This is a genomic window from Peribacillus deserti (assembly GCF_002863585.1).
Classification (GTDB): domain Bacteria; phylum Bacillota; class Bacilli; order Bacillales; family DSM-1321; genus Paraperibacillus; species Paraperibacillus deserti_A.
This window is the reverse complement of record NZ_PGUY01000077.1, coordinates 1-11,143: the sequence shown is the minus strand read 5'-3', so window position 1 is coordinate 11,143 and position 11,143 is coordinate 1. Positions and strand designations below refer to the sequence as shown.

The window sequence follows — 11,143 nt, the reverse complement described above, 5'->3', positions numbered from 1 at the left end:
TTCTATAAAATACTGAGAATACTGGAGAAAACGTGAGTTTTCACTTTGTTTATTGAGGGAGGTTAGTTGAAGAAGGAAATAGAAAATAAAAAGTAGAATCTATTTAAAGAAATGATGAGGGGGAGAATAATGAAAAAAGCACTACTGGTTATAGACGTTCAAAACGGGATGTTTCAAGAAGGTAACGTTGTGTATGACGGAGATAGACTGCTAAAAAATTTAAAAGAACTAATCGTTCAGGCACGCTCTTCGGAGACACCAATTTTCTATATACAGCATAATGGAGCTGCTGGACACCCTTTAGAGTACGGAACGAAAGGGTGGGAGATACATCCTGATATCACCCCAAACAATCAAGATGTCATTATACAAAAAGCTACTCCTGATTCATTTTTTAATACTTCTTTAGAAAATGAGTTGAAAAAACAAAGGATTGAACATTTAATAATTACGGGAATTCAATCAGAAGCGTGTGTGGATACAACTTGTAGAAGAGCTTTTAGTATGGAATATAAAATCACTTTAGTTTCAGATACACACAGCACTTGGGATTCAGAAGACATTTCTGCCCAACAAATAATAAACCATCATAACGGAGTATTACGTTGGTTTGCTGCTGTTTCCCCAAGTAAGGATATTACGTTTAATAGCTGATTGTGAAGTGATGTATTTTAACTAACGGGTGCAGTAGATGAAGAAGAAGCTTACAAGAAGAACTCATAAATGGGTTCTTTTCTTTTGATGAAATATCAACATTAACATTTAACAAAGCCTAAAAAAAATCATTGGACCTTTTACTTGCTTTTTTGTTACCATTGACACATCTTAGGCGAACTAAGTTTTGTCTAAATACATATACTAGCATCTTATTAAAAAAAATTTCAATTCATTACTTACTCTGTATATCCATAAGTGGGATGTTTATTTTGGGTGAACAGAAAGAACATAAAGCTTTGGAGGTAAAAATGAAAGAATTAAGAGATAGAAAAGTAGAATTATTCCGGCAAACTAACAAAGATCGTGCACGGTTGTTGATATCCTGTAAGGACCAGCCAGGTATCGTTGCGGCCGTTTCAAACTTTTTGTATGAGTACGGAGCTAATATCGTACAATCTGATCAATATTCGATAGATCCCGAAGGCGGGCTCTTCTTTATGCGAATAGAATTTATTTTGCCAGATCTTAAGAGACAAGAAGAAAAACTAGAAGAGGCCTTTGCTGCTATCGGAAACCAGTTCAGGATGGATTGGCGCTTTGCCTATGCCTATGATATTAAAAAAATGGCTATATTCGTTTCTCGTGAAGACCACTGTCTGATGGAGCTTTTGTGGCAATGGCAAGCAGGAGACTTGGTTGCTGATATTGCCGTAGTAATCAGCAACCACCCCGACCTCGGTCCAACAGTAGAACAGTTTGGCATCCCTTTTTATCATATAACAGTGACAAAAGATGCGAAAAATGAGGCGGAACAAAAACAATTAAAACTTCTAGAGGAATATGAAATAGATGTTTCCGTGTTGGCGCGCTATATGCAAATTCTTTCACCTACGTTCATCTCTAGTCAACCTGAACGAATTATCAATATCCATCATTCCTTTTTACCTGCTTTTGTAGGTGCGAAGCCCTATGAAAGAGCATACGAACGGGGAGTGAAAATTATTGGAGCAACATCACATTATGTGACAGATGATCTGGACGAAGGGCCTATTATTGAACAGGATGTGCTACGTGTCAACCATAACCACAATGCAGAGGATTTAAAAAGATTAGGACGATCTGTCGAACGCAGTGTTTTAGCGAGAGCGGTGGCTTGGCATTTAGAAGATCGAGTACTTATACACAAAAGTAAAACTGTTGTCTTCAATTAAAACACTGTAGATGAATATATACTTTCTCTCTATATTTCATTTGTATTTTTCTCTTTTTGTCATCTAATTTCATAAGAACCTCTCGTATTTCAATATATAGTTGATTCTTATATTCTATATAAAATTAAAATTCCTTTGTTGTTTTATGATAAAACACAATAACGAGTCATATAATCAAAATCTACCATATTAAGAATACCAGCATTGAAAAGTGGGTAATAATCCGTATAGCAACCAGAGAGGAGTCTTACCCATGAAAAAAATATTGCTGGTATGTATGCTTGTGTTTGCACTCGCCATTCCAGATATGACGGAAGCGAGAAGTTTCAGCGCCAGTAAATCAACTGACCCTAGTTTTACAACCAAGAGTACTTCCAATGTGATCCAAACAAGAAGCAGGTCGTCCCGCGGGAGCTATAATTCCGGTTATCGCTCTCCATCCAGAAGCAGCGGCAGCTATAATTCAGGATATAGGAGCCCATCCCGGAGTGTAACGAGAGGATCCACGTATAATCGAGCTACACTTCCAAGACGTTCCGGAACCGGCAGTTTCTTCTCCCATGCTGCAGCGTTTGGAGCGGGAGCATTCTTGACCCACATGCTTCATCCGTTTGGCGGTATGTATTATGGAGCCTCACATGGATTCTCATTTTTCGGGATTCTTCTGGACATTTTGTTAATAGTGGTTGTTTTCAAGCTATTTAGAAGATTATTCTCAAGAAATAGACGATATTATTAAGGAGCATAGGGGATGGAGATACTTTTTAACGAACAGGATTTGATTGACAGCCTTTGTGTATACACCTCTTTAAGGGAGAACATTCCGCCGGAACAGGTGCAGGCAGATCTGGGCTATGACCAGGAGTATGGGTTTTCAGCTTCCTCCTTAGCCTATGGCCGCACGCTGCGGTTCGATGAACAGGATATGATTGATGCAGTTGCCGATTACCTGCAGGAATACCATCAGTTTAGGCCGGACAGCCTGCATGTTAAATTCTCTTATTTAGAAGAGGATGGCATTGCAGCAGTAATCCAGGTAAATAATTCTTATTAACACAGGCAAGCCTTGTTTGGTTCAAGGCTTGTTTTTTTATGGCAGGAAAAAAGAACCGTATGAACTATTGATATGAACCAAGACTAAAAGAATAGAATCCTTGAAACGGGAGATATGTTTATGGGACCTGATCCTATTATTGATCCGATTCAGGCCTAATAAGCACACCTTTCCTTTTTTCTATAGTGTCCTGAGCATCGTATTTTCCTTCGAAGTTCTGCTAAAAGATCGCAGGGGCTTTATCCGCTTTAAAAACGGATGGGGCTACTGGGATTCCTTTTCTTTATATTGGGTATATCCACGTGTTTTTGACCACATCGGCGAATTTTTTGTCCCGGCTGCCTATCGTAAGCCAATACATTCCGAGAATAAAATATACTGGGGTATCTTTTTCATTTTAATTCTTTATGGGGCCGTCTTATTTTATTGGATTTATAGGTGGAATCATTAGCTGAGAGGGGAGGCTTTACATGTAAGAGTCCTTGACTGATTAGTTGACTCTTCATTTATGCGCAGAATTGTGCGATCTTGAGGGTGTGAAGGGGGAGGTGTAATTTAATCCATTCTAAAAATAGATTAAAGAAATTTTGGGAAAAAAGCTTAAAATAGCAGGAGTTCATCGATGGTTTTTACGAGTAATGATGAATCAGTACCGAAAAATTGGATATGTCCCACGTTATATAGTATATGAAGGACTTTTTTCTTTCTCTTTTTCTACTTTTCGTACTTCATCAGCTTTATGAAGGACTATTCACATTGTAATTTACCAAGTTTCGTCCCTCATCACCTTTATGTAGGACTTTTCCCTTTGTAATTTCCCACGTTTCGTCCTTCATCAGCTTTATGAAGGACTTTTCTCTTTGTAATTTTCCACGTTTCGTCCTTCATCACCTTTATGAAGGACTTTTCCCATTGTAATTTTCCGCGTTTCGTCCTTCATTACAAAATAATAGAATATTATCCACATAGTCCTGACGGAGAGCTCTTAAAACTTAAGTAAGGCTCCTTAAAATGTTTAAGATAAACTCTGACTTCCCGGAGGTATAAGCTGTCCGGTCTTTTGCGGTTGCTGCTAAATTTCTTTTAAAGGCAGTCATATTCAACGGCTGCCTCCGGATGTTTACGCAGATAGTCCCTGATGGTATATGCCTTGCAAGTTCTGGACTGCATAAAGGACAGACGTACAGATGATGTTCCATCCACTTTGTTCCTAAACCATCCCACGGCGTACATGAATCTCTTCTGCCAAAAGCTTCTCCGCCTTCAATACTCCATTCTGGCTGGTGAAAATATCCGATCTTTTCAAGTTTTTGGATGACACAAGGCAAGAGTTCGTCTTTACTGATCACAATATCGATGTCTACGACTGGTTTTTCGCTAAGCCCTTCGACAGCGGTACTTCCCACATTTCAATATCTTTGATTAAATCTCCAAGAGCATGATTGATCACTCGTTTTATTTCAAAAAATATGTCTGACCATTTTTCATTGTAATCACTTATCTCTATATGAAGTTTCATTGGACACCTCCTTTTCGATATAATCCATCGTAAATTTTAAATATTTGCCAAGAAAATGTTAATTGAGCAATTAGAATGTTTAAAATTGTGTTAAAATTTTAACAAAAGGGGGCGGAAAATGAAAAAGCTCGGTTTAATTTCTGTTGTAATAAGTATAATTTCTATTTATGGTTACGCAAACTGGTTTTTTAATGAGAATTCATTTTCTGGGGGAGTATGGATTTGTATGGCAATCATCCTCCCGATGATCGGATTAATTGCGGCCTTCCTGAGTAAGAGAGGTGTCTTAAAGGTGGCTGGCATTATTGGTAACTTTTTCGTCCTTTTATTTTCCGTGATCCTTCCAGCTTTAGCTATGCTGTTTTGGAATCAGCCGTGAACGGTCTGGGGAAGAGTAATCAATTTACGTAAGTAATCTGAAAAAGGAGTAACGTCCCTAAAGGCAAGAATGCGTATAAATAAGTTAATGGCATAGATTGAATAGTTCTATAGCTAACTAAATAGATCCTGAAAACTGTTTTCATCCTAAAGGAGGAAAAAATACTTTCCATATTTATTACAATAGACCAAGCCAGCCTCCACGTTTTGGAAGAACGTGCAAATTGAATAAGATATAGGATGCCCCAAATAATAAATGAAGCTCCTAATGGAATCTATCGGCAAATTCCTATTTATCCTCTCCTATGCCAAAGGCAAACAACACTAGCAAGTTAAAGGACAACAGCAAAATCAAGATAATGCTAGAATCCCAACTCGACAAGAAGATGAGTTAAAAAGACCACAATGAAATTTGCGGTCTACTGTGGGGATAAAAATGCAATTACGATTTCCTTGAATTTATCAGCTTCTTCGTAATGAGGCGTATGCCCACTGTGATCAAAAACATGTATCTTACCATCAATAGCATCCTTTTTAAAGATTTCAATGTGTTTTTCACAAGTGGCAGCATCATACTTTCCAATAGCCAATAACATAGGGTTTGTTACATGTTTAATTGTAGGAAGTAATGAATGAAAAATTTCACCCTCTTCGCGTAGGAGGTTATAGTGCACTTCTGATTTATCATAGAATTCATCCCATTCTTCTTCGGAGTAAAAAGAGTAGTAATCTGTGGGATTACTATGGTTGTGCCTATAAATTTCCATACGGTTTTCTCCTAATTCATCACTTAACTCCATATACTTCTCAGTTAGTTCCCGAATTGGCAAATTACTATCTGCAAGAGCTAACCCTCTATCATGCAATTCAGGTTGACCATGTTTTTTTAGTAATTTTGCTGTTCTTCTAATTAAACTTCTCGCTGTTAGTTCAAAGTCGAAAGTGGGACCTTCGAAAACAACCTTATTAATAGAATGAGGATATCTTGACACATATAACAGTGAAAGAAAACCTCCAAAAGAATGCCCAATAAGTGACCATTTCTTGATATTTAGATGATTTCTTAACGCTTCACAGTCTTCAATTAAGTCATCTAATCCAAATACTTCGTCATCTTTTATTGCTTCTGACCGACAAACTCCTCTTTGATCAATAGCAATCAATCGAAAACGACCTTCCAATCTTCTTGATTGGTGGTATGAAAAATCATAGCAGCTTTCACCGGGACCACCGTGAAGATAAAGTACAGCTGGACTATCATGCGAACCATAACATTCTACATAAAGTTTTTTACCTCTAATCTCAATTAATTTACCCTTCATATTAGTAGTCTCCCTTTTTGGGAAATTTGATATATAAATTATACGTCAATTCGCCTGCGGATGGTAAAATTAGGATGAAGGGAGTTGGCTGGATGAATATTGGGTTAGGTATTATCGTATTCATTTTATCTCTTCTATTAATGGTGAAGGTTACGGTAATAGTTCATGTACGGTTGGGTGTAAGGTACCTGACAAAAAGGATAAAATAGAAGCCATTGAAAACTGGGATAGTAAATCAGAATCTTTAGTGTTAATTAGTAAATAACTATTACAAATTGGCGGCTCCGGTAGCCTTTTTGTGTATCACAAGGGGGGGATGAACATGCGGAAATATAGCATTCTATTGGTTTGTGTATTCCTTCTGACCGCGTGCGGAAACAAGTTAAACCAACTGACAAGAGTGGATACCCAAGTAAGAGATGTAAAGGAAAACCCGGGTACAGAAACGATAATTACAGATGAGGGAGAACTTGATACTATACGAAGTTCATTTAAAAAAATTATCTGGAATAAAAACTCGGTACCGAGTATGTCGCGAAGGGAAGATGTGAAAGTTAGTTTATTTATTCGAACAGATACAGATGAACCCGAAAGAATAAATGATTACCTCATTTGGTTTAATGGCAATAAGGCAGAGTTAATCAGCAGTGTTCAAGAGGAAAGTTACGGAGTTTTGAGCGATGCTAAACATTTAAAGGCTGTATTGATAAAAAATTAAATAGAATGTGTAAGTTGAAAAGTGGAAAAGGGGTGCCACCATGAGTGGAAAAGGCGATATTGAAATTCTGGATCATGTTTCGAAGGCTTTCACTTTTAACCCGTCAACAGGCAGCTTTATTTTTTCGGTATCTCCCCTGGTGACAAAATAGCAAGAGCCGTTGAATTGTTGGGTCAGCCATGGAAAAGGTAAAATCAAAGGGAAAGGTCATCCATACATTCCCGTTAAGAGACATAAGAGACGATGATAGACCGTATGATTATATATTCGCCAAGTTTTCTACCAAGGAAAATATCATATTATCCATCACCTAACAATTTCGTTTAGTTGATACTAACCGTCATATTCAAGAGGGTTTAAAGACGTTTAATGGGTCCCTAGCAAGATCAAAGAGATTTGAGAATTATGACGCTTTTTTGTTTGATAATGGAGGCGGTTTAATCCTTCAATCTTCTTCTTTCCTTACGGGGGAATATGGCGGGATTCTCCAAACATATATCCTTCAAAAAGACTTTCATGAAATTAAACAAAAAGAATTAGAGTCAGATTTTGTTCCTTCCAACTTAGAAGAGTATTTAACAGCTCCATTTCCAAGTGAATTTCTTCAATCAGAATTTTATTATTAAAAATAAGAATATGAATATATCTTTTCTTTTATTATATACAGCAAAAAAATAGACCTCTGTTCCAGTAAACGGATGAAAAGTTACACAGTTTTATTGTGTAATCTTCTGGAACCCTTGGTGTGCCTGTGTCGAAGGAGGTTACACAGTGGTACAATTCCCAGAACTTCCGCTCTTAGTCCTGAACCTTACTAAAACTAGTAAAACAGCTTTATCCTAACTCCCCCAAGGGAAGCAGGTTGAAAAAACTGTGTAAATTATTGTGTAATATGATTTATGCAGGGGTGCGTTAGTTGAACAAGGCTGGGGCTGCTATGGCAGCTTTTTTGGTGCTCTACTAAAGGGCAGCTTAGCAAAATAAGGATAATAATAAGCCAGTATTGAAGTTTATGCAGAAAAAGAAGACTCTCTTTTTAATGTGACAGATATAAATTGAAAGGTGACATTTAAAGTGGGAAGCATTATTAAAGAACTTTTTAGTCAAGATATTGAGATGGTTTTAAATCTTCTTAGGGAGGATTGTGAGTTTAATGGTTTAATAATTAGCGATTTAGAGGCAGAAGATATAAAGCCCAGTTTCGTTAATGTCTATGGCGAGTTTGAACAACTTAAATTAAGAGCAATCCTGTTATGTTTTAAAGAGAAAATTGTCTATTATTCCAATGAGCATAGAGACGTACAAATATTCATAGAAATTATAAAGCAAAAGAATACAAATAAAATGAACGGCAAAAAAGACTTAATAGAGAAGTTTAAGCCTTTCTTGGAAATTGAGTTTGAGAGCAATTCATACATATCACGAATGACTTCTCCAAAAAATAAATTTAGAAAAAATAATGTAGAGATTAAAAAAATACAAAACCTTGATGACTGTTATCGACTACATAACTTATATAAACGGGTCAATGAGTATTCTTTTATGGTTTCTGATAAAGACAAATTTACAAAAAACCAAATGAAAATAATTATAAATGGAGACACCAAAACGTATTATGCTGAAATAAAGGGAGACATGGTATCCACAGCTTCCATTCAAGCAAAAGGACATAAAACTGCTATCTTAGCAGGTGTTGCTACGCCACCTCAATTTCGGGGTAATGGTTATGCCACTAAAGTAGTTTCGGAATTGTGTAATGATGTAATAAGTGAAGGGAAAATGGTTTATCTATTTTATAATAATCCTACTGCTGGTTTGATTTACAATAAAATTGGTTTTCAAGAGGTAGGAGAGTGGATGGTTCTGGGATTTAAATAACATTGCTTTATTTAAAAAAGTAAAATGTAATTACCCATTTTATATCAGCAGAAAGTTTGTGAAAAAATGTACTTAAACTATTGGGTGCGTTAGTTTAAAATCAATGGGTTCCTTCGGCACCCTTTTGGGTGTTTCAGAACTGGCAGGGTACTTGAGAAAAATAGAATGGCACTTGATTAAATATTCAAATATTTCAGAACAATAGTTGTTGAATATATCTATTAATACAATTATGATAGTGATAGAGATGTTGTGAGAGGGGAATTAAGAATCTACATGTGGCAAACCCTGTAATGAATAATTAAAAACAATAAATAGATGCTTTTCCCATAGTTTTTGCATGGGGGTAGTATGTCTATTTATTGGTTTAAATCATTCTCGGGGATGCGTGGTGTGGAGTTATATAAAAATCCATTAGCTAAGCAGATCCTTTGTGGATCTGCTTTTTGTTTTATAGAAAAAAACATCTCTATTACCCCATATCGCAGTACTCCCCAATAATTAGGGGGAAATATAATGACTCATTTTCAAAATAAAAATGCTCTAATTACAGGAGCAAGTCACCAAAGAGATATAGGTACCGCAATATGCCGTAAATTAGCTTCTCAGGGAATAAATATTTTCTTTACGCATTGGAATTCTGATACTGATTGGATAGAAAAATTCCAACAAGAGATTACAAACACAGGAGTCCTTTGTGAAAACCTAAAAATTGATCTATCAAGTGCAAATGCTGCATTCGATATACTTGATACAATGCAAACGAAACTGGGATCCCCTTCAATCTTGGTCAATAATGCAGCCCATTCAATAAGCAGTAATTATTTAGAGTTAGATGCAAGAATACTTGATCAACATTATTCAGTTAATATGAGGTCCACTTTCCTTCTTTGTTCAGAATTTGCTCGCCGTTTTACAAAGGTTGATTTAGATGCAGGAAGAATAATAAATATGACATCAGGGCAAGAATTAGGACCTATGCCTGGTAATCTGGCTTATGTTGCAACTAAGGGGGCTATTTCAGCTTTTACTAGGTCAATATCTCAAGAACTTACATCAATTGGAATTACGGTTAATGCTGTAAACCCTGGACCAACCGATTCAACTTGGATGAATGATGAAATTAGGCAGCACCTTTTGCCTAAATTCCCTTTGGGCCGTATTGGATTACCAGAAGATGTTGCACGTACTATTGCTTTTCTTGCTAGTGATGAAGCAAAATGTTAGGGGGATTTTAATGAAAAGTCAGTACGAAAACGAAGAGATGCTAACAGGAGGGAATGTTTCAAGCGTATTTCGTTCAGGAGATACTGTTCGGCGAGAATTAAAACCTGATAGTGTCAAAATTCATGAGTTATTGAAGCATTTGGAAAGTAAAGGTTTTGAATATGCACCGAAGTTTTTAGGTATTGATGAAAAAAATAGAGAGATATTATCATATATTGAAGGAGAAGCTGGTAATTATCCTTTAAAACAATACATGTGGTCGGATGGTGTCTTAACAGAAATAGCAAAAATGCTCCGTCTTTACCATGATTCAATAAGTGATTTTTCATTTGATGATAGCTGGCAATCGATAGATAACACCCCGCAACCGTTTGAGGTTATATGCCATAATGATTTTGCAATATACAACATCATTTTTAAAAATAAGAGACCAATAGGCATTATTGATTTTGATGTTGCTGCACCTGGTCCAAGACTTTGGGACATTGCATATACAATTTACACTTGTATCCCCTTGAGTAGATCCTCTGTGCTGAATGCTAACCAAGTAAAACAAAGAGTTAGATTGTTTTTTGAGTCTTATGGTGAGAAAATTAATGAGTATTGGTTAGAAATGGTCTTACTAAGATTAGAAGGATTATGTAAACTAATGATTAGAAAAGCCAGTGAAGGTGATGTTGCTTTTCAAAAGATGGTGGATGAAGGGCATCTTGAACATTATCAAAAAGAACTTCAATTCATTCGTGAACATGGAGAAGAGTGGATTTAAGGGTAAGGTTCCTATTGAACAAATAAATGCTTATCAATAAAAGGGAACGTCTCTTGACGATACCTTTTTTGTACCAGTAAACATAGGTAACAAAATATTTAGACCGTAGAAAAGATTGTGAAAGAATCTACTTAAACCTATCGGGTGCGTTAGTTTAATAAGGAAGGCTGCTTCGACAGCCTTTTCTTGTGTAAAATAGAGGATTTGTATATGAGTAAAGTGAATATCCTATAAAGAATCTTTTCTCAATTTACGTGGGGGGATACAATATGAAAATTGCTGATAAGATAATGAAATATTTTTTTATTGTTATCGTTACCCTATTCTTAATTTCTCTAGTTGCCGCCACATTCGGATATAACATTATTAACTAATTTACCAAACATCTAACGGGTGCGTTAATTTAACAA

Annotated in this window: 13 protein-coding genes; 10 read left to right on the top strand and 3 right to left on the bottom strand. The window is 36.2% G+C overall.

Going from position 1 to position 11,143, the window contains the following annotated elements; genetic code table 11:
- Positions 1 to 129: 129 nt before the first annotated feature.
- From CUU66_RS21905 to CUU66_RS21890, 4 genes are all read left to right on the top strand, one after another.
- Positions 130 to 654, top strand: a complete 525-nt coding sequence (locus CUU66_RS21905) for a cysteine hydrolase family protein (RefSeq protein WP_180955394.1) — start codon at positions 130 to 132, stop codon at positions 652 to 654.
- A 311-nt stretch (positions 655 to 965) separates the two neighbouring features.
- A complete protein-coding gene (purU, locus tag CUU66_RS21900; RefSeq protein WP_101645523.1) occupies positions 966 to 1,868 on the top strand; it encodes a formyltetrahydrofolate deformylase in 903 nt (300 codons plus the stop codon).
- Between the two features lie 253 nt (positions 1,869 to 2,121).
- On the top strand, positions 2,122 to 2,607 hold the full coding sequence (locus CUU66_RS21895) for a hypothetical protein (RefSeq protein WP_101645522.1): 486 nt from the start codon (positions 2,122 to 2,124) through the stop codon (positions 2,605 to 2,607).
- Between the two features lie 12 nt (positions 2,608 to 2,619).
- Positions 2,620 to 2,922 carry a DUF2653 family protein gene (locus tag CUU66_RS21890; protein WP_101645521.1) on the top strand — a complete coding sequence of 101 codons (303 nt, stop codon included), beginning with the start codon at positions 2,620 to 2,622 and terminating at the stop codon, positions 2,920 to 2,922.
- 992 nt (positions 2,923 to 3,914) lie between these two features.
- Here the strand turns inward: CUU66_RS21890 and CUU66_RS21880 are convergent.
- Both CUU66_RS21880 and CUU66_RS23835 read right to left on the bottom strand, forming a co-directional pair.
- The gene (locus CUU66_RS21880) at positions 3,915 to 4,328 is read right to left on the bottom strand and encodes a GrpB family protein (RefSeq protein WP_142383763.1); all 414 of its coding nucleotides are present in this window, start codon (positions 4,326 to 4,328) and stop codon (positions 3,915 to 3,917) included.
- Complete coding sequence (locus CUU66_RS23835) at positions 4,283 to 4,441, bottom strand: GrpB family protein (protein ID WP_142383762.1); 159 nt, start codon at positions 4,439 to 4,441, stop codon at positions 4,283 to 4,285. The genes CUU66_RS21880 and CUU66_RS23835 overlap by 46 nt, the downstream gene beginning before the upstream one ends.
- Positions 4,442 to 4,559: 118 nt before the next feature.
- Here CUU66_RS23835 and CUU66_RS21875 point away from each other — a divergent pair, with 118 nt between their 5' ends.
- Positions 4,560 to 4,820: a hypothetical protein gene (locus CUU66_RS21875; RefSeq protein ID WP_101645519.1), complete on the top strand. Its 261-nt coding sequence runs from the start codon at positions 4,560 to 4,562 to the stop codon at positions 4,818 to 4,820.
- Between the two features lie 418 nt (positions 4,821 to 5,238).
- Here CUU66_RS21875 and CUU66_RS21870 read toward each other — a convergent pair whose 3' ends face one another.
- Complete coding sequence (locus tag CUU66_RS21870; RefSeq protein WP_101645518.1) at positions 5,239 to 6,141, bottom strand: alpha/beta fold hydrolase; 903 nt, start codon at positions 6,139 to 6,141, stop codon at positions 5,239 to 5,241.
- Positions 6,142 to 6,463: 322 nt separating this feature from the next.
- Here CUU66_RS21870 and CUU66_RS21865 point away from each other — a divergent pair, with 322 nt between their 5' ends.
- The 5 genes from CUU66_RS21865 to CUU66_RS21845 all read left to right on the top strand — a co-directional run bounded on the left by CUU66_RS21865 (position 6,464) and on the right by CUU66_RS21845 (position 10,733).
- Positions 6,464 to 6,859 (top strand): hypothetical protein, encoded by a 396-nt coding sequence (locus tag CUU66_RS21865; protein WP_101645517.1) that lies wholly within the window; start codon positions 6,464 to 6,466, stop codon positions 6,857 to 6,859.
- Between the two features lie 416 nt (positions 6,860 to 7,275).
- Positions 7,276 to 7,485 (top strand): hypothetical protein, encoded by a 210-nt coding sequence (locus tag CUU66_RS21860; protein WP_101645516.1) that lies wholly within the window; start codon positions 7,276 to 7,278, stop codon positions 7,483 to 7,485.
- A 448-nt stretch (positions 7,486 to 7,933) separates the two neighbouring features.
- Positions 7,934 to 8,737, top strand: coding sequence for a GNAT family N-acetyltransferase (locus CUU66_RS21855; RefSeq protein WP_101645515.1), 804 nt, complete (start codon positions 7,934 to 7,936; stop codon positions 8,735 to 8,737).
- Positions 8,738 to 9,253: 516 nt separating this feature from the next.
- Complete coding sequence (locus tag CUU66_RS21850; RefSeq protein ID WP_101645514.1) at positions 9,254 to 9,964, top strand: SDR family oxidoreductase; 711 nt, start codon at positions 9,254 to 9,256, stop codon at positions 9,962 to 9,964.
- Positions 9,965 to 9,974: 10 nt separating this feature from the next.
- Positions 9,975 to 10,733: a phosphotransferase gene (locus tag CUU66_RS21845; RefSeq protein ID WP_101645513.1), complete on the top strand. Its 759-nt coding sequence runs from the start codon at positions 9,975 to 9,977 to the stop codon at positions 10,731 to 10,733.
- The last annotated feature ends 410 nt before the right edge of the window (positions 10,734 to 11,143 follow it).